The following is an 18,147-nucleotide window of genomic DNA, read 5'->3' on the forward strand; positions in this document are numbered from 1 at the left end:
GAGAGCGGCAGAACACCGCGAGGGCGGCCCGGGAAGTCCCGGGCCGCCCTCGCGTTCTGAGGCTCCGTCAGCCGGTGTTGCGCAGGCCGGCGGCGATGCCGTTGACGGTCAGCAGCAGCGCGCGGGCCCGCAGCGGGTCCTCGTCGCGGCCCTGGGCGACCAGCTCGCGCTGGCGGCGGAGCAGGGCGACCTGGAGGTAGGAGATCGGGTCGAGGTAGGCGTCGCGGACCTGGAAGGTCTGCTTCAACACCTCGTTGTGCTCCAGGAGTTCGCCCTCGCCGGTGAGGCGCAGGACCTCGCGCAGGGTGAGCTCGTGCTCGGCCACGATCTGGTCGAAGACGTGGTGCAGCTCGGCCGGGACCAGCTGCTCGACGTAGTGGCGGGCGATCCGCAGGTCGGTCTTGGCCAGCGTCATGGCGACGTTGGACAGGAAGTTGCGGAAGAAGTGCCACTGGCCGTGCATCTCGTCCAGCACGTCGCCCAGGCCCGCCTCGCGGGCGGCGGCCAGGCCGGAGCCGACGCCGTACCAGCCGGGGACGATCTGCCGGGACTGGGTCCAGCCGAAGACCCACGGGATGGCCCGGAGGCCGTCCAGACCGGCGCCGGAGTCGGGGCGGCGGGACGGGCGGGAGCCCAGGTGGAGCGAGGCCAGCTGGTCGACCGGGGTGGCCGCGAAGAAGTACTTCGGCAGGTCCTCCTGCTCGACCAGGGCGCGGTACGCGGTGTGCGCGGCCTCGGAGACCTGGTCCATCGCGGCGTCCCAGCGGGCCAGCTCCTCGGGGGCCTGGCGCGGGGAGGTGTGCAGCGCGGAGGCGGCCAGGGTGGCCGAGATGGTGAGCTCCAGGTTCTCCCGGGCGAGGGAGGGGAGCAGGTACTTGTCGGAGATGACCTCGCCCTGCTCGGTCACCTTGATCTCGCCCTCCAGGGTGCCCCAGGGCTGGGCCAGGATGGCCTCGTGCGAGGGGCCGCCGCCGCGGCCGACGGTGCCGCCGCGGCCGTGGAAGAGGCGCAGCCGGATGCCGTAGCGGTGGGCGACGTCGCGCAGCCGGCGCTGGGCGCGGTGGATCTCCCACTGGGAGGTGGTGATGCCGCCGAACTTGGAGGAGTCCGAGTACCCGAGCATGACCTCCTGGATGTCGCCGCGCAGCGAGACCAGCAGGCGGTAGGAGGGGTCGGAGAGCATCTCGTCGAGGATCCGGTCGGCCTGCTGGAGCTCGTCGGTGGTCTCCAGCAGCGGCACGATGCCGATCTTGGCGATGCCGGCGTGCAGGTCGATCAGGCCGGCCTCGCGGGCCAGCACGGTGGCGGCGAAGACGTCGTCGGCGCCCTGGCACATGGAGATGATGTAGCTCTCCACGATCTCGTCGCCGAAGCGCTCGAAGCCCTCGCGGATGGTGCTGAAGACGCCCAGGGTCTTGGTGCCGGCCGGGTCCAGCGGGGCCGGGGTGGGGGCCAGCGGGCGGCGGGAGCGGAGCTCCTTGGCGAGCAGCTTCTGGCGGTACTCGCGCGGCATGTCGGAGTAGCGCCAGGCCTCCTCGCCGAGGCGGTCGAAGAGCTGGCCGAGGGCGTGGTGGTGGGCCTCGGCGTGCTCGCGGACGTCCATGGTGGCGAGCTGCAGGCCGAAGGCCTCGACGGTGCGGATCGCGCGGGCCAGGCGGCCGTCGGCGATCAGGCCGCCGCGGTGGGCGCGCAGCGAGTCCTGGATCAGCTTGAGGTCGGCGACCAGCTCGCGGGTGCCGAGGTAGTCGCGGCCCGGGAGGTGCGGGGTGCCGGCGGCCAGGCGCTCGCGGGTGTTCTCCAGCTTGAGGCGCACGCAGGTGGCCTTGAGCCGGTAGGGCTCCTCGGCGTTCATCCGCTTGTAGCGCGGGCTGAGCTCGGGCAGCAGGCGCAGGTCGGCGTCGAGCGAGGCGAGCAGCTCCTCCGAGGCGCCGGCCAGCCGGACCGAGGTGGAGAGCGAGCTGCGCAGGTCGTCGACGGCGGCCAGGGCGTCCTTGATGCCGTACTCGTGCTGGAGGTTGAGCACGTCCCAGGTGACGGCCGGGGTGACGTTCGGGTTGCCGTCGCGGTCGCCGCCGATCCAGGTGCCGAAGGTCAGCGGGCGGACGCCCTCGGGGAGGGTGAGGCCGACCCGGGCCAGCTCCTCGTGGAGCTCCTCCAGCACCTCGGGGACGGCCTCGCGGTAGAGCTCGTCCAGGTAGTAGACGGCGTTGCGGGCCTCGTCGGTGGGCTCGGGGCGGGCGATCCGGAGCTCGTCGGTCTGCCAGAGCAGGTCGATCACCTCGGCCAGCCGGCGGTCGGCCTGGCGCTTGGCCGAGCTGTGGCGGGCCGGGTCGGTGGCGGCGAGGCCGGAGGCGACGTGCTCGCGGTGGATGCGCTCCAGCAGCTCGCCGATCCGGCGCAGCTTGTTGAGCACCGAGCGGCGGGCGGCCTCGGTCGGGTGCGCGGTGAAGACCGGGCGGACCGCGAGGTTGGCCAGGGTGTCTTCCAGGTGCTTGGGGTCCGCCTCGGCCAGCTGGTCGGCGGTCTGCGCCAGCAGCGAGCCCTCCTTGGCCCGGCGGGTGGCGAACTCGCGGCCGCGGTGCACCTGCTCGGTGACGTTGGCGAGGTGGAAGTAGGTGGAGAAGGCCCGGACCAGCTTGGCGGCGGTCTCCAGGTCGATCCCGGCGAGCAGCTCGGCGGTGGCCTCGCCGTCGGTGCGGCTGAGCAGGCGGACCTGCTCGACCAGGCCGAGCAGCTCGGGGCCCTCCTGGCGGACCAGGGTCTCGCCCAGCAGGTCGCCGAGGCGACGGATGTCCGCGCGCAGGGCGGCGTTGTCGGCGATCGGATTCGGGTTCTCCGCCGAGGTGGGGACCGGAGCGGTCACGGCTGGCTCCCTGTGGTGGTGGGGTTCGGCAACGGCTCGCGCGGACCTCGCTGTCCGACGCGCCCAGCATATGTGGCACCCGGTGCCGTCTCACCCGGGTAACCGAATGTCGGACACTCAGGAGTCGCGGGGCGAGGGTCCCGGGCTGGTCCGGGTCGGTCTCCTGAGGGGATGGTCGGTGCCCGCACCTGCCCGACCGTACGGAGCCCGGCCGACCTTGTCAGGTCGCCCCGCTGGTGCGGCCGATCGGCGGCCGGTTACTCGGGTGCCCGGCGTGGAGGCGCTGCCATAGGCTGAGCGGCATGAGCAACTCGCCGGACGGGGGCGGGCCGGGCCGATCACTCTGGTGGTGGGAGCGGCGCCGCAGCGTGGTGCTGGATGTGGGGCTGGCCGCGCTGGCCGCCCTGGAGTGTGCCGCCGGGGCCTACGCCACGGCGGTGCAGAAGTTCGACTGGTCCACACCCCTCGCGGTGGCCACCGCGGTGGTGGGCGCGCTGTGCGGGGCCTCGCTGGTGGTGCGGCGGCGCTGGCCGGCCGTGCCGGTGGTGCTGGCCCTGCTCTTCGTGCCGGGGTCCTTCGGGGTGGTGCTGCTGGTGGTGTCGCTGTACACCCTGGCGGCCACCTGGGAGTGGCCGTCCAGACGGGGGCGGGTGGTCTCGCTCTCCGCGCTGGCCTTCGCGGAGACCGTCGCGGTGGTGCTGTTCGGCATGTTCGAGCCGGTGCCGCCGGAGGAGACCACCCCGCCGGTCTGGGTGCTGGTGCTGATCGCGGTGCTGGTCTCGGTCGGCGTAACGGTCCCGCCGGTGGTGACCGGCCTCTACCTGGGCGCCCGGCGGCGGCTGGTCGAGAGCCTCAAGGACCGGGCGCACGGTCTGGAGACCGAGCTCGACCTGCTGGCCGAGCAGGCCCAGGAGCGCGCCCGCCGGGCCCGGCTGGAGGAGCGCACCCGGATCGCCCGGGAGATGCACGACGTGGTGGCGCACCGGGTCTCGCTGATGGTGGTGCACGCCGGGGCGCTGGAGCGGATCGTCGCCAAGGACCCGGAGAAGGCCCAGCAGAGCGCCAAGCTGATGGGCGAGGTCGGCCGGCAGGCGCTGAACGAGCTGCGCGAGATCCTCGGGGTGCTGCGGATGTCCGAGGAGGGGGCCGTCGCGGTGGACGACCTGGCCGGGCTGCCGGGGCTGGTCGAGCAGTCGGAGGCGGCCGGGATGCTGGTCACCCTGACGGTGAGCGGCAGCCGGCTGCCGTACACCACCGAGGCGGAGCGGACCGCGTACCGGGTGGTGCAGGAGGGGCTGACCAACGCCCACAAGCACGCCGGCGGGGCCAGGGTCACGGTGCTGCTGGCGTACGTGCCCAACGGGGTGCGGGTGGCGGTGCTGAACGAGTGCCCGGGCGGGGCGGCCAAGCGGGCCGGGCTGCCCAGCGGGGGCAACGGACTGGTGGGCATGGAGGAGCGGGTGCTGGCCCTGGGCGGCACCTTCGCGGCCGGGCCGGAGCCGGACGGCGGCTTCCGGGTCGAGGCGGTGCTCCCCTCACGCCTCGCGGTGCAGGACACCAGGCTGGCGTAGCAGCCGCTCGACCGGCGGCTGCACCAGCGGGCGCGTCAGCCGGACGGTGACCGGCAGGGCGAGCAGGACGGCGAGGGCGAGCGCGAAGGCGCCGTACAGCGGCAGCGCGGTCCAGGCGTGCCGGAGCACCCGGGCGTGGTAGACCCCGCTGGCCTGGAGCGCCTTCAGCGGCAGGCCGTGCAGCAGGTAGACGTAGAGCGAGGCGGCGCCCAGCGAGGTCCAGCGCAGCCGGCGGTCCGGGAGCAGGGCCAGGAACGAGGCGGCGGCCAGCAGCGAGAGCAGGCCGAGGACGACCCTGACGGCCAGCCAGACCGGGTAGCCGACCTTGAGCTGGGCGGCCGTCCCGGTGTACTCCAGCCAGCCCGAGTCCAGCAGGAACGGGTGGGCCGCCCAGACCGCCGCGAGGGTGAGCAGCAGGCCGAAGGGGGCCAGCCGGCGGACCGCCTGACGGCGCAGCAGCTCGAAGTGGCCGGGGCGCAGCACCAGGCCGAGCACGAACCAGGGCAGGAAGCCCAGGGTGCGCCCGAGCGCCAGCTCGGCCGGGAAGGCGTGCAGTGCGCCGGAGCCGAGGGCGATCAGCACCGCCACCGGCAGCGGGTGGCGCAGCGCCGTCCAGAGCGGCACGCTGAGCCGCCAGAGCAGCAGCGAGAGCAGGAACCAGGTGAGCCAGCGCGGCTCCAGCAGCGGTATCGGCTCCAGCTTCCGCTCCAGCGCCATCCCGACCACGTTGTAGAGCACCTGGAAGACCAGGTACGGCACCACCAGCTGGGCGATCAGCCGGGCGCCGTCCACCTGCGGGCGGCCGGGCCGGGGCCGTGCGAAGTAGCCGCACAGGGTGATGAAGACCGGCATGGCGAAGGCGGCGACGGTGAGCACCACGGCGCCGACCAGCCGGTCGGCGGCCAGCAGCGGCATCCAGGTGTGGGCGCAGACCACCAGGGCGACCGCCGCGAACTTGGCGTTGTCGAAGAGTGGTTGACGGTCCACCGGGCCCCCTGGTGCAGACGTGTGGGGAAAGTGTGGTGGCTCGGAGGTGCCGGTGGGAAGGGATTGCCCGAAGTGGCACGTGCCGCCGGAGGGCGTCGGGTCGTCAGACCGACAGCGGGAGCAGCCGCTCCGGCCGCAGGCCGAGCACCAGGGCGCCCACCGCCTGGTCCACCGAGCGGCCCAGGTACCACTCGCCGGCGTGGTCCAGGCTGTAGACCCGGCCGTCCTCGTCCAGCGCCAGCAGCGCCTGCCCGTACGACTCCTCGCCCAGCGGGGCGACCCGGCGTCCCAGCGCCCGGCCCAGGTCGGCCAGGGTGCGCGGCTGGTGCAGCCCGCAGCGCGGGTCGAGCAGGAAGGGGGTGCGGGCGATCTCCCGCCCGGCGCCGGACAGGTCGAAGGCCAGGCCGCCGAACTCGGCCCAGGCCTCGATCGCGGCCGGGAAGACGGAGTGCTGCACACCCTGGGGATCGCCGTGCGCGACCAGCGCGTCGGCCCACTCCTCGGCCTGCCGGATCTGCCAGCGGCCGGGGTGCCAGCCGGCCTGCTTGAGCTCGGCGGCCACGTCGGCGGGGAAGCGGGGCTGGGTGCGGAGGGCGGAGTTCAGTGCGGGCTCCAGACTGACGGGACGGGGGGACTCAGGGGGCGGCCGGGCCGACGGCCACGCTGGCCACCTGGAAGTGGGCCAGCAGCGGTTCGCAGGACCGGCAGGGCGGCGCGTGCGTGCCGTGCGCCGGATCGCCCTCCTCGCGGATCCGGACGGTGGTCAGCCGGGAGCCCTTGAGGGCCTTGCGCGCCTCCGGCAGGCCGAGCGGCTTGCGCGCGGCCCGCTTGGAGCGGTTGGCGTCCACCTCGGTCAGGTACCGGGAGAGCAGCACCGCCTCCGGGCAGCGCCCGAGGAAGCGCTCGCGCTGGTCCAGCGGCAGCCCGTCCAGGAACTCGCCGACCAGCGGGTGCAGTTCGGGCAGCTCGTCCGGCTTGTGCCCGGCCAGGGTGTGCACGGTGCCGTTCTTCAGGGAGAGCGCGGCGGCCACCGCGGGCAGCAGGCTGTCGCGGTGGTGGCGCAGCGTCGGGGCCTGCTCGGCCTGCTCCATGACTGCTCCTCACCTGCTCGGCCGCCCTTCGGCGGGTGGTGCCCCGGTGCACCACACTAGGCACCAAGCCTGCCAAATGCCGCCGACAGGGCGGACGCCGGGGGTGCGCGCCCCGCCACGCTTCACCATTCCCACACGGTTTCCCGATTCGCCCCCCGAGCGCCGATGGCAGCCGATAGCGTTCCGCACCAGGGCCGGGCCGCCATCCACCGGGGGATCGGTGCGCGGTCATGACGAGTGCCCTCTCAACTGTCGGGCAAGGGGGGTCTTGCGATGACGAACGCAGCTGACCAGGTGGCGCACGAGGCGCCGGGCGAGCACGTGGAGACACCGGGCGTGCCCGGACCGCGGTCGGCCGACCGGATCGGCATGGCCGTGGTCGGGGCGGGCTACTGGGGGCCGAACCTGGTCCGCAACGCCCAGCAGACCGCTGCCATGCGGTTGCACTGGCTGTGCGACCTGGACGAGGCCAAGTCCCGCCGGGTGCTGGGCGAGTACAGCACCGTGAAGCCCACCACCTCCTTCGAGCAGGTGCTGGAGGACGAGCGGGTGCACGCGGTGGCCATCGCCACCCCGGCCGCCGGCCACTACAAGCTGGTGCGGGCCGCCCTGGAGGCGGGCAAGCACGTGCTGGTGGAGAAGCCGATCACCACCTCGGTCGAGGAGGCCGCCGAGCTCTGCGAGCTGGCCGAGGAGCGCGGCCTGGTGCTGATGACCGATCACACCTTCTGCTACACCCCGGTGGTGCGCCGGATCCGCGACCTGGTCCACGGCGGCGAGATCGGCGACGTGCAGTTCTTCGACTCGGTGCGGATCAACCTCGGGCTGGTCCAGCCCGACGTGGACGTGCTCTGGGACCTCGCCCCGCACGACCTCTCCATCCTCGACTTCGTGCTGCCCCCGGGCGTCGAGCCGGTCGGCGTGAGCGCCCAGGGCGCCGACCCGATCGGGGCCGGCCGGGCGTGCGTGGCCTACCTGACGGTGCGTCTGTCCAATGGCGCGCTGGCCCACTGCCACGTCAACTGGCTCTCCCCGACCAAGGTCCGCACCACCATGATCGGCGGCTCCCGCCGCACCCTGGTCTGGGACGACCTCAACCCGCAGGCCCGCCTCGCCGTGCACGACCGCGGCGTGGACCTCACCCCGCCGGACGAGCTCACCGACGCCATCCGCCACCAGGCCCTGATCTCCTACCGGGTCGGCGAGATGGTCGCCCCCGCGCTGGTCGAGCAGGAGGCGCTGCGCAACGTGATGGCCGAGTTCGCCGCCGCCATCACCGAGGGCCGGGCCCCGCTCACCGACGGCCGCTCCGGCCTGCGGGTCCTCAAGCTGCTGCACGCCGCCTCGCGCAGCCTGGAACTCGGCGGCGCCACCGTGCCGGTGAACGCCGACGACTCCGCCGACGACTCCTCCGACGTAGAACTGATCACCGCACAGGAGAGGGCCACCGCCCGATGAACGCCGTACCGATCGAGGGTTCCCGCTGCCTGGTCACCGGAGGTGCCGGCACCATCGGCTCCACCGTGGTCGACCAGCTGATCGCCGCCGGGGCCCGCGAGGTCGTGGTGCTGGACAACTTCGTCCGCGGCCGGATGGCCAACCTGGCGGACGCCGAGGCCGCCGCGGCCCCGGGCCAACTGCGGGTGGTGGACGGGGACATCCGCGACCGCGCGCTGCTGCGGGAGCTGCTGGGCAGTGACACCGACCTGCTGTTCCACCTGGCCGCGATCCGGATCACCCAGTGCGCGACCGAGCCGCGGCTGGCGCTGGAGATCATGGTGGACGGGACCTTCGACGTGGTCGAGGCCGCGGCCGAGTGCGGCGTGAAGAAGGTCGTGGCCTCGTCGACGGCCTCGGTCTACGGCCTCGCGGACGTCTTCCCGACGCCGGAGACCCAGCACCCCTACAACAACGACACCCTGTACGGGGCGGCCAAGGTCTTCAACGAGGGCCTGCTGCGGTCCTTCCACGCGATGTACGGGCTGGACTACGTCGCACTGCGGTACTTCAACGTGTACGGCCCCCGGATGGACGTCCACGGCAAGTACACCGAGGTCTTCATCCGCTGGATGGAGCGGATCACCGCCGGGCAGCCCCCGCTGATCTTCGGCGACGGCGCCCAGACCATGGACTTCGTCTACACCGAGGACATCGCCCGGGCCAACCTGCTCGCTGCCTCGGCGCCGGTGACGGACCGGGTCTACAACATCGCCTCGGCCTCGGAGGTCTCGCTGCGCGGGCTGGCCGACGCCCTGCTGTCGGCGATGGACTCCGAGCTGGACGTCGAGCACGGGCCGGCCCGGGACACCGCCGGCGGTGTGACGCGTCGGCTGGCGGACATCTCGGCCGCCGAGCGCGACCTGGGCTGGAAGCCGGAGCTGGGCCTCGAAGACGGACTGCGCAAGCTCGTCACCTGGTGGCAGCAGGCTCGCTAGAGGCGACCCCGGGGGCGCGGGGAACTGCGCGACCAGCCATCCACTCGCCGTTAGATCGCGGCACTTGCAACTGAACCACTTGGGAGCGGCTCTATGGCGCGCTCCTTCCGCTGCGCGCAGTTCCTCGCGCCCCCGGTGTAACGGAGTTCGTCCACATGACCATCCCCGTGATGATCCCCTGGCTCGGTGAAGAAGAAGCCCTGGCGGCCGCCGATGCGGTGCGCTCGGGCTGGGTGGCCCAAGGGCCGCGGGTGGCGGAGTTCGAGCGGGCGTTCGCCGAGTACCTCGGCGTGCCGCACGCGGTCGCCGTCTCCTCTTGCACCACCGCCCTCCAACTCGCCCTGATCGGGGCCGGGGTGGGCCCGGGCGACGAGGTGGTGGTCCCGTCCTTCTCGTTCATCGCGACCGCCAACGCCGTCACCTACCTCGGTGCCGTCCCGGTCTTCGCCGACGTGGAGCTCTCCTCGGGGAACCTCACGCCGCAGACGGTGGAGCCGCTGCTCACCGACCGCACCAAGGCCGTGATCGTGGTGGACCAGGGCGGCGTCCCGGTGGACCTGCCCGCGATCGAGGCGCTGGTCGCGGGCCGCGGGATCACCGTGGTCGAGGACGCCGCCTGCGGCGCGGGCTCGCTGCTGAACGGCCGCCCGGTGGGCAGCGGTGCGGCGATCGCCGCGTACTCCTTCCACCCGCGCAAGCTGCTGACCACCGGCGAGGGCGGCATGGTCACCTGCCAGGACGGCGAACTCGCCGCCCGGCTGCGGCGGTTGCGCGAGCACGGGATGAGCGTCTCGGCCGCCGACCGGCACGCCGCCAGCGGCGGGGCCAGTGTGGTGGAGACGTACGACGAGGTCGGCTACAACTTCCGGATGACCGACATCCAGGCCGCGATCGGCCTGGTGCAGCTCGGGAAGCTGCCGGCGCTGGTCGCCCGGCGCCGCGAACTGGCGGCCCGCTACCGGGAGCTGCTCGGCCCGCTCGGCGAGCGCCTGGTGGCGGACCCGCCGCACGGCAGCTCCAACTTCCAGGCCTGCTGGCTGCTGCTGCCCGAGGACGCCCCGGACCGCACCGAGGTGCTGGCCCGGCTGGCGGAGAAGGGGATCTCGGCCCGGCGCGGGATCATGGCGGCCCACCTGGAGCTGCCGTACAAGGGGGCGGCCCGGGTGGAGCTGCCCAACACCGAGCTGCTGACCGGCCGTTCGCTGATCCTACCGCTCTACCACACGCTGACCGAGGAGCAGCAGGACACCGTCGTCGCGGCCCTGTTGGAGATCGTCGGGTGACGGTGATCAGGCACCTCGGCCACGCGGGCTTCGTGGTCGAGCACGCCGGGCTGCGGATCCTGATCGACCCGTGGTTCCACCCGGCGTTCCTGGACGCCTGGTTCCCGTACCCCGACAACCGGCCGCTGCTGCCCGAGGTGGTGGGCGGCCGGTACGACTACCTGTACGTCTCGCACACCCACGAGGACCACTTCGACGAGCGGCTGCTGGCGCAGCTCTCCCGCGAGGTGACGGTGCTGGTGCCCCGGTACCGCTCGCAGTCGCTGCGCCGCCGGCTGGCCCGGATGGGGTTCGGGCAGCAGGTGCTGCTCGGGCACCGGGAGTCGCACCGGCTGGGGCCGGACGCGGTGGCCACCGCGTACCTGGACACCAGTCACAAGGAGGACAGCGGCCTGCTGCTGGACCTCGGCGGGTACCGCTTCCTGGACCTGAACGACTGCAACACCCCGCTGTCCGAACTGCCCACCGGCATCGACCTGCTGGCGGCCCAGTACTCGGGCGCCATGTGGTACCCGAACGCCTACGGCTACCCGCCGGAGGAGATGGCCCGCAAGACCGCGGCCGTCCGGGCGGACCTGCTGGACACCCTGGTGCGCAAGGTCCGGCTGACCGGCGCCCGGGCCTACCTGCCCTCGGCCGGTCCTGCCTGCTTCCTCGACCCGGAGCTGGACCGGTTCAACGACCGGGCGGCCACCATCTTCCCGCACTGGGAGGACGTGGCCGGGGAGTTCGCCGCAGCCTGCCCCGGGGTCGAGGTGATCCGCACCGCACCCGGCGACACCGTGGACGCCCCCTCGGTGCCCGGGAGTTGGGCCACCGACCAGCAGGGTTACCTGGACGCCTACCGGGAGCGCCGCCGCGACGAGTGGGAGGCGTACCACCGGGGCCCGGAGCCGGTGATCCGCGCGGCCGAGGTGGCGGCGCACTTCGACCGGCTCCAGCGGCTCAACCGCCCACTGCTGGACGGCTACCGCCAGGGCCTGCGGCTGGAGGCCGACGGAGCGGCCTGGGGCGTGCGCCTGGGCGAGCTCGCCGAACGGGTCGAGCTTGAGGACGAGCCGGTCGACCCCGGCTACACCATCCGGGTCCCGCCCCGGGCGCTGCGGGCCGTGCTGGACGGCCGGACCGGCTGGGAGGAGGCGCTGCTCTCCATGCGGCTCTCCCTGCACCGCGACCCGGACGTCTTCGACCTGACCCTGCTCAGCCTGCTCCGCTACGGCCACCAGCCCGCCCAGACCCGGCAGTTGGTCCACGAACGGAGCGGGGCCGGGGATGCCGTGGTGGAGCGGGACGGCCTGCGCTTCCAGCGGTACTGCCCGCACGCCGGGGAGGACCTGGCCCACGCCGAGGTCGCCGACGGCGTGATCGAGTGCCCCCGCCACCACTGGCGCTGGGACGCCCGCACCGGCCGCTGCCTCTCCGGCGGCACCCTCCCGCTGCGCGTGGAACCCGCCGCAGCCCCTGTTGACCCCCTGCTCGAACCGACCCTGGAAGGGCCAGTCCGATGAACCCGATCCCGCTGGTGGACCTGCAAGCCGCCCACGCCGAGGTAGCCGAGGAGGTCCGGGAGGGCATCGACCGGGTGCTCGCCTCCGGGGCCTACATCAAGGGGCCGGACGTGGCCGCCTTCGAGGCCGAGTACGCGGCCTACTCCGGCGTCGCCCACGCGATCGGCGCCGCGAACGGCACCGACGCCATCGAGATGGCCCTGCGGGCGCTCGAACTCCCGCCCGGCGCCCGGGTGGTGATCCCCGCCAACACCTTCGTCGCCAGCGCCGAGGCGGTGGTCCGGGCCGGGATGCGGCCGGTGCTGGTGGACGCCGACCCCGAGCACCTGCTGATCGACCCGGAGCGGGCGGCGGAGGTCGGGGCCGAGGCCTACCTGCCGGTCCACCTGAACGGGCAGCTGGCGCCGATGGAGCGGATCCTGGAGCTCGCCGACGGCCGCCCGGTGGTGGAGGACGGCGCCCAGTCCCAGGGGGCCACCCGGCACGGCCGGGTCTCCGGCTCCTGGGGCGTGCTCGCCGCCACCAGCTTCTACCCCGGCAAGAACCTCGGCGCCTACGGCGACGCCGGTGCCGTGGTCACCGACTCGGCCGAACTCGCCGCCGCGGTCCGGGAGATCGGTGACCACGGGTCCAGCCGCAAGTACGTGCACGAGCGCTTCGGCTTCAACTCCCGGATGGACACCATCCAGGCGGTGGTGCTGCGGGCCAAGCTGCGGCGGCTCCCGGCCTGGAACGAGGCCCGCCGCGCGGCGGCGGCCCGCTACGACGCGCTGCTCGGCGAGTTGGGCGGGGTGACGCTGCCGAAGACCCTGCCGGGCAACGAGCACGTCTGGCACCTCTACGCCGTCCGGATCGCCGGGGGCCGCCGGGACGAGGTGCTCGCCGCCCTGAACGCGGCCGGCATCGGCGCCGGGATCCACTACCCCGCCCCGGTCCACCTCCAGCCCGCCTTCGCCGACCTCGGCCACCGCGAGGGCGACTTCCCGGTCGCCGAACGGGCCGCCCGCGAGCTGCTCAGCCTCCCCCTGCACCCGCACCTGACGGAGGACCAGCAGACCTACGTCGCGGAGACCCTGACCAAGGCCCTCTAGGGACCGAGGTCATACCGCTGGGGGCGCGAGGAACTGCGCGGGCCGGGAGGCGGCTCACCTGCAACTGACCCACCGTCGGCCAGTTGCACGTGCTGCCGTTCCCCCGCGCGCAGTTCCCCGCGCCCCTGCGGGGCGCAACCACCTTCGCCCTGCGAGGCACAGCCACCTCGCCCGTGCGAGGCAAAACCACCTGCGCCCGCCCCCCCCCCGGGGCGTCAGTCGGGAAGCCTGACCTCCAGCCCCGCGAGGACCGCCGGGTCGGCGGTGACCTCGATGGCGTCGATGGTGCCGTCCGCCGCGAAGGCGAAGCGCAGGACGACGGTGAGGCGGCCGAAGGGGGCCATCACCAGGGCGAGGGCGTCGTTCACCAGGGCGACCTCGGTCGCGCGGGCGCGGGCCATCGCGGCCATCGCCCCCTGCGCCACCGGGAGGGCCCCGGAGACGGTGACCGGTTCGGGCGTCGGGATGACCATGCGGTCGGCCCGGAGCACCACGTCCGGGTGGAGGAGGGCGAGCAGGGCGTCGAAGTCCCCGCCGCGGGTGGCGGCGAGGAAGGCCTCCACCACCTGCCGACGCCGCGTCAGGTCCGGGTCGGGGCCCGGCGCGGCGCCCCGCACCCGGCGGCGGGCCCGGCTGGCGAGCTGCCGCACCGCCGCCGGGGTCTTCTCCAGCATCGGGGCGATCTCGTCGAACGGGACCGCGAACATGTCGTGCAGGACGAAGGCCAGCCGCTCCGCGGGCGTCAGGGCGTCGAGCACCACCAGCAGCGCCAGGCCGACCGAGTCGGCCAGCAGGGCCTCCTCCTCGGGGTCGGCCCCCGAGCCCCGCTCCAGGGCCCGGTCCGGGCCCTCGGGCCCCTCGGGCCCGTGCTCCAGCGGGTCCTCCCGCCGGGTGCGCCGGGTGCGCAGCAGGTTGAGGCAGACCCGGCCGACCACGGTGGTCAGCCAGGCGGCGAGGTTCTCCACCTCGGAGGTGTCGGCGGAGGCGGCCCGCAGCCAGGCCTCCTGGAGTGCGTCGTCGGCCTCGCTCAGCGAGCCGAGCATCCGGTAGGCGACCGCGCGCAGGTGCGCGCGCTCCTCCTCGAAGCACCGTACGAGGTCCAGTTGCCGGTCCATGGGTGTCGCGTCCCCCCCCGTTCGCTCATGGGCGTGTGGTCGCCGCGAACCTACCGGGCCGAGGTGGACGGCTCCCGTGACGGGGCACCTGTCGACGGTCCGTCAAGTCCGTCCGGACCTGGTGGACCGGACGGGGAGTACCCCTAGGCTGTGGGCAGCAATCCGTCGCAGCAGCCAGTGGGGGCACCCAGATGACTACAGGCCGGCCCGGGACCGCCGCGCCCAACGGGGCGTACGCGGGGCAGGTGGTGCAGTTTCCCGACCCGTTGAGGGCGGGGAAGTACCCGGCCGGGGTGCGGGTGGACGAGAACGGCCTGCCGGACTTCTCCCCGTACGCCGCGGCCGCCGCCGAGGTGGCGGACCCGCCGGAGGGCTTCGGTGTGGACGAGATGCGGCTCACCGACTACGTCTCCGCCAACGCCGCCCTCTACACCCAGGGCCACGAGCTCTGGGCCGACCTGCCCACCGCCGTGGCCACCCCGGCCGGCTGGACCTGGCACCACGTCAGCGGCGGCGCGCAGCCCGGCTGGCGGCGGATGGAGCTGGTGCCCGTCGAGGTGAAGGCGCTGTTGCGCCACCACGGCGGCCTGGCGCACTCCGGCGCGGACCACCACCGCCGGGGCACCCGGCCGCTCCAGGAGCAGCGTCCGGCGCACTTCCCGCTCGCGCTGGACGGCGGCGACCCGCTGGCCGTCACCGAGGACCTCGCCCAGCGCGCCGAGCAGCGCCTGGGCCACCCGCTGCCGGACGCGTACCGCGACTTCCTCAAGCTGGCCGGCGGCCGCGCCCCGGTCGGCGTCGCGCTGGACGTGGGCCTCGGGCTGCTGGTGGACCAGCCGTTCCTGACCCTCAGTGAGGAGTACGGCGTCCAGGACCTGGTGTACGCCAACAAGTGCCTGCGCGACCACCTCACCAAGGACTACCTGGGCGTCGCCTACCTCCAGGGCGGCCTGCTGGCCCTCAAGGTGCGCGGCGAGGAGACCGGCTCGGTCTGGTTCTGCCCGTACGACGACGCCCGGGACGCCGGCGACCCGGACGAGACGCCCGAGCAGCGGGTGGCCCGGCTGCTGCTGCCCTGCGGCGCGGACTTCGACGAGTTCCTGCTCCGCCTGGCGGGCAGCCCCCAGGAGCTGGAGACGGTGGCGGCGATGATGGTGGACGGCGGCTTCGCGCGCGCCGTCCCGGTGAGTGCGGAAGGGGTGCGGCAGGCGTGGTGACCTACGCGCAGGCCCGGGAGACGGCCGAGGACTGGATCAACGCGGGGGTGCCGCGCTCGCGGCAACGCGAGGTCCGGGTGCGGGAGTTCGATCTGGGCTACGTCTGCTGGGCGGAGGAGGCCACCGACGTCCCGTCGGCCGACCCCGGCTCGGCTCCCGGCCCCCGGCTGGTGATCGCCCGCGAGACCGGCGCCAGCACCCTCTGGCCGGCCCTCCCCGTCAACGAGGTGGTCGCCCGCTACGAGGCCGCCTACGGCACCCCGAGCGAACCCAACCCGGCCGGTGCCGCCAAGCCCGCCCCGGGGCGGGTGGAGGCCACCTCCTTCCTGCTCAGCCCCCCGCAGTGGCTCCAGGAGGCGGGGGAGGCGGCCATCGCGGCCGAACGCGCCCGCCTCGGCGGCGAGCCCGACGCGGCTTCGGCGGCTGCGGCTGCGGACACCACCCTGCCGGGTCCCGGCAACGCTCCCACCGGTGAGGGCGCCACGCTGCCCGGGCCCGGTGCGGGAGCCGCGGGCGCGGGGCCGGCCACGGGGCTGCCCGAGCCCGGGGCCGCCGACGCGGGTCCGGTCGCGGCGGGCGGACCGTCCGCCGGTCCGGCCGAACCGGAGGGACTGGACGCCGCGCTGGCCTTCGCGCTGAGCGGCTCCCTCGACCCGGCCGTCGCGCCGGGCCCGGTTCCGGCGGCACCGAACGGCGGCCTGGCGGAGCCGGGCCACGCGGACGGCCCCGGCGCCGGCCCGGGCGCCGCTCAGGCGGCTCCTGCGGCGGGTGCCCAGCCCGCCCCCGGGCAGCAGCCCGGTGCGTTCCCGCCGCCCGGTGGCTTCCCGCCGCCCGGTGGTCCGGGTGCGCCGTTCCAGCCCGGGCCCGAGGGCTTTCCGCCGCACAGTGGTCCCGGGACTCCGCCGCACGGTGCACCGGGTGGCTTCCCGCCGCCCCAGGGTGTGCCGGGCGCGTTCCCGCCGCCCGGAGCTCCGTTCCCTGGTGGTCCGTCAGCGGGTGCGCCGCAGGCTCCCGGTGGCTTCCCGCCGCCCGGCGGGCCCGGAGCGCCTTACCAGCCCGGGCCCGGGGGCTTCCCGCCGCCCGGTGGTCCCGGGACGCCTCCGCAGGGTGTGCCGGGCGCGTACCCGCCGCCCGGGGCTCCGTTCCCTGGTGGTCCGTCAGCGGGTGCGCCGCCGCACGGTGCTCCTGGTGGCTTCCCGCCGCCGTACGCCGGTGGGCCGTACCCGCCGCCGGGTGGTCCCGGGACGCCGCCGCACGGTGCTCCCGGTGGCTTCCCGCCTCCGCAGGGCGCGCCGGGTCCGTTCCCGCCGCCCGGTGGTTTCCCGCCGCCGGGCGGCCCCGGGACGCCTCCGCAGGGTGTGCCGGGCGCGTTCCCGCCGCCCGGGGCTCCGTTCCCTGGTGGTCCGTCAGCGGGTGCGCCGCAGGCTCCCGGTGGCTTCCCGCCGCCCGGCGGGCCCGGTGCCCCGCCGGTGTTCGCCGCGCCGCCGGAGTCCGGCCGCCCGGCCGGGGACGCCCCGACCCTGCTCGCGCCCCCGCCCGGCGGGCCCGGCGCGGGCCCGGTCGGCGACCCCTCGCACGCGCCGACCCTGCTGGCCTCCGAGGTCCCCGGCCTGAGCGGACTACCGGGCGCCCCCGGACGGGGCGGTCCGACCGCCCCGCCGCCCCCGCCCCCGGCCGACCTGCGCGGGCCCGGCGCCCCGCCCGTACCGCCGGGCCCGACGGGTCAGGCCCCGGGCCGGACCCCGACCGCCCCGCCCCCGCCGCCGCCGGCCGAGCTGCGCGGTGACGGCGGCCCCGGCGCGGTCGGCGGCGCGGCCCCCGGCACCCGCCCGCTCCCGGGCGCGGCACCGGTCGGCTACGGCTACCCGGACGCCGGCTCGGCCGGCGCCCCGGCCCCCGCCGCCCCCGCCGAACCCGCGGCCCCGGCTCCGGCCCCGCAGGCCCCGGGCGCCCCCGGTCAGCCCTCGGTCGGCCCGGGCAGCAGCGCCGTGGTCCGCTACCGGGGCCCGGACGGCTCCGAGCAGACGGTGATGCAGCGCAGCGAACCGGGCACCCCGCACCCCGAGGTGAAGGTGCTCGCCGAACTGCGCCGCCTCAACGTGCCCCCGGACCAGGTGCTCGAACTCCACACCGACCTGGAGCCCTGCGACCTCCCGGGCGGCTACTGCCAGCGGATGGTCCGCGCGGCCTGGCCGAACGTCCGGATCAGCCACACCGCCGCGTACGGCCGCGACCACCAGGCCCGCCAGGCCGGCATGGCCGTGCTGCTGGACCACCTCGACCAGCTCCACCAGCTGGCCGCGGGCCCGCAGCGCCCGCGCACCGTCCGCGTCCCGCTGCCCCCGGCGGGCTCGCCGCCGGCCGGGGCGGTGCCGCTGCCGCCCACCGATCCGCAACAGCTGGGCGGCGAGCTGGCCCAGGTCTTCGGGCCTGCGGTGTTCCGCTTCGAGCAGCGCGCGGTGTCCCGCCAGGGCGTGCCCGAGCAGGTCGCCCAGATGCTGATGTGGGCCGGGCTGCCGCGCGACTTCGCGCCGTTCTTCTGGGCCCAGGCCCAGGAGGGCAGGCCGATCCCGACCCTCGCCGAGCTGGCCGCCGAACGCGGCCTGCCGGGCGCCCCGGACTTCGGCGGCTACCTGGTGCTGGGCAACGACTACGGGCGCCAGCTGTGCGTGCAGTACGGCACGGCCGCGGTGGTCGCCGTCGACCTGGAGCGGCCGGGCGCGGAGGCTCCGCGGTTCGTCAACAGCGGCGTCCCGGAGTTCGTCCGCTCGCTCGCGCTGCTCGGGCGGATGTGGCGCCTGCGCTACGGGCTGACGCCCGATCAGGCGGGCCGCTGGACGGTGGACTTCCAGGCCCAGCTCCAGGCCGTCGACCCCGCCGCCCTGGCCGGACCGGAGACCTGGTGGTCCGTGCTGCTGGAGCAGTTCTGGGACGGCCTGATGTAACGAACGCTCACCAATGATGGGGCGCGTCACAGGCTGACGCG

At 74.9% G+C, this 18,147-nt stretch carries 13 protein-coding genes; 8 read left to right on the plus strand and 5 right to left on the minus strand.

The features are described from left to right. Positions 1-67: 67 nt before the first annotated feature. On the minus strand, positions 68-2,863 hold the full coding sequence (gene ppc, locus ACWCYY_RS15035; RefSeq protein WP_380149427.1) for a phosphoenolpyruvate carboxylase: 2,796 nt from the start codon (positions 2,861-2,863) through the stop codon (positions 68-70). A gap of 302 nt (positions 2,864-3,165) precedes the next feature. On the opposite strand from ppc, the gene ACWCYY_RS15040 reads away from it, so the two are divergent. After that, complete coding sequence (locus ACWCYY_RS15040; protein ID WP_345281137.1) at positions 3,166-4,434, plus strand: sensor histidine kinase; 1,269 nt, start codon at positions 3,166-3,168, stop codon at positions 4,432-4,434. Here the strand turns inward: ACWCYY_RS15040 and ACWCYY_RS15045 are convergent. The 3 genes from ACWCYY_RS15045 to ACWCYY_RS15055 form a co-directional block, all read right to left on the minus strand. Continuing rightward, a complete protein-coding gene (locus ACWCYY_RS15045) occupies positions 4,399-5,421 on the minus strand; it encodes an acyltransferase family protein (protein WP_449796250.1) in 1,023 nt (340 codons plus the stop codon). The two genes, ACWCYY_RS15040 and ACWCYY_RS15045, sit on opposite strands and share 36 nt — an antisense overlap. Before the next feature lie 103 nt (positions 5,422-5,524). Next, entirely contained in the window at positions 5,525-5,983 is a 459-nt protein-coding gene (locus ACWCYY_RS15050; protein ID WP_380149426.1) for an SUKH-3 domain-containing protein, read from the minus strand. A gap of 73 nt (positions 5,984-6,056) precedes the next feature. After that, complete coding sequence (locus ACWCYY_RS15055; RefSeq protein ID WP_345281133.1) at positions 6,057-6,512, minus strand: YwqJ-related putative deaminase; 456 nt, start codon at positions 6,510-6,512, stop codon at positions 6,057-6,059. Between the two features lie 273 nt (positions 6,513-6,785). Between ACWCYY_RS15055 and ACWCYY_RS15060 the strand changes: the two genes are divergently transcribed. The 5 genes from ACWCYY_RS15060 to ACWCYY_RS15080 all read left to right on the plus strand — a co-directional run bounded on the left by ACWCYY_RS15060 (position 6,786) and on the right by ACWCYY_RS15080 (position 12,829). Then, positions 6,786-7,970, plus strand: a complete 1,185-nt coding sequence (locus tag ACWCYY_RS15060) for a Gfo/Idh/MocA family protein (protein ID WP_345281131.1) — start codon at positions 6,786-6,788, stop codon at positions 7,968-7,970. Beyond that, positions 7,967-8,947: an NAD-dependent epimerase/dehydratase family protein gene (locus ACWCYY_RS15065; protein WP_449796251.1), complete on the plus strand. Its 981-nt coding sequence runs from the start codon at positions 7,967-7,969 to the stop codon at positions 8,945-8,947. The genes ACWCYY_RS15060 and ACWCYY_RS15065 overlap by 4 nt, the downstream gene beginning before the upstream one ends. Positions 8,948-9,102: 155 nt before the next feature. Continuing rightward, on the plus strand, positions 9,103-10,230 hold the full coding sequence (locus ACWCYY_RS15070; RefSeq protein WP_449796252.1) for a DegT/DnrJ/EryC1/StrS family aminotransferase: 1,128 nt from the start codon (positions 9,103-9,105) through the stop codon (positions 10,228-10,230). Further along, on the plus strand, positions 10,227-11,738 hold the full coding sequence (locus tag ACWCYY_RS15075; RefSeq protein WP_449796253.1) for an MBL fold metallo-hydrolase: 1,512 nt from the start codon (positions 10,227-10,229) through the stop codon (positions 11,736-11,738). Before ACWCYY_RS15070 ends, ACWCYY_RS15075 begins: the two co-directional genes overlap by 4 nt. Beyond that, positions 11,735-12,829, plus strand: a complete 1,095-nt coding sequence (locus ACWCYY_RS15080; RefSeq protein WP_345281123.1) for a DegT/DnrJ/EryC1/StrS family aminotransferase — start codon at positions 11,735-11,737, stop codon at positions 12,827-12,829. The genes ACWCYY_RS15075 and ACWCYY_RS15080 overlap by 4 nt, the downstream gene beginning before the upstream one ends. A gap of 215 nt (positions 12,830-13,044) precedes the next feature. Here the strand turns inward: ACWCYY_RS15080 and ACWCYY_RS15085 are convergent, their stop codons facing one another. Continuing rightward, entirely contained in the window at positions 13,045-13,944 is a 900-nt protein-coding gene (locus ACWCYY_RS15085) for a sigma-70 family RNA polymerase sigma factor (RefSeq protein ID WP_449796254.1), read from the minus strand. Positions 13,945-14,135: 191 nt separating this feature from the next. Between ACWCYY_RS15085 and ACWCYY_RS15090 the strand changes: the two genes are divergently transcribed. Both ACWCYY_RS15090 and ACWCYY_RS15095 read left to right on the plus strand, forming a co-directional pair. Next, on the plus strand, positions 14,136-15,161 hold the full coding sequence (locus tag ACWCYY_RS15090; protein ID WP_449796255.1) for an SMI1/KNR4 family protein: 1,026 nt from the start codon (positions 14,136-14,138) through the stop codon (positions 15,159-15,161). After that, positions 15,155-18,106 carry an SUKH-4 family immunity protein gene (locus ACWCYY_RS15095; RefSeq protein ID WP_449796256.1) on the plus strand — a complete coding sequence of 984 codons (2,952 nt, stop codon included), beginning with the start codon at positions 15,155-15,157 and terminating at the stop codon, positions 18,104-18,106. The genes ACWCYY_RS15090 and ACWCYY_RS15095 overlap by 7 nt, the downstream gene beginning before the upstream one ends. Positions 18,107-18,147 lie beyond the last annotated feature (41 nt).

The sequence above is a fragment of the Kitasatospora sp. NPDC001664 genome (genome assembly GCF_053596675.1).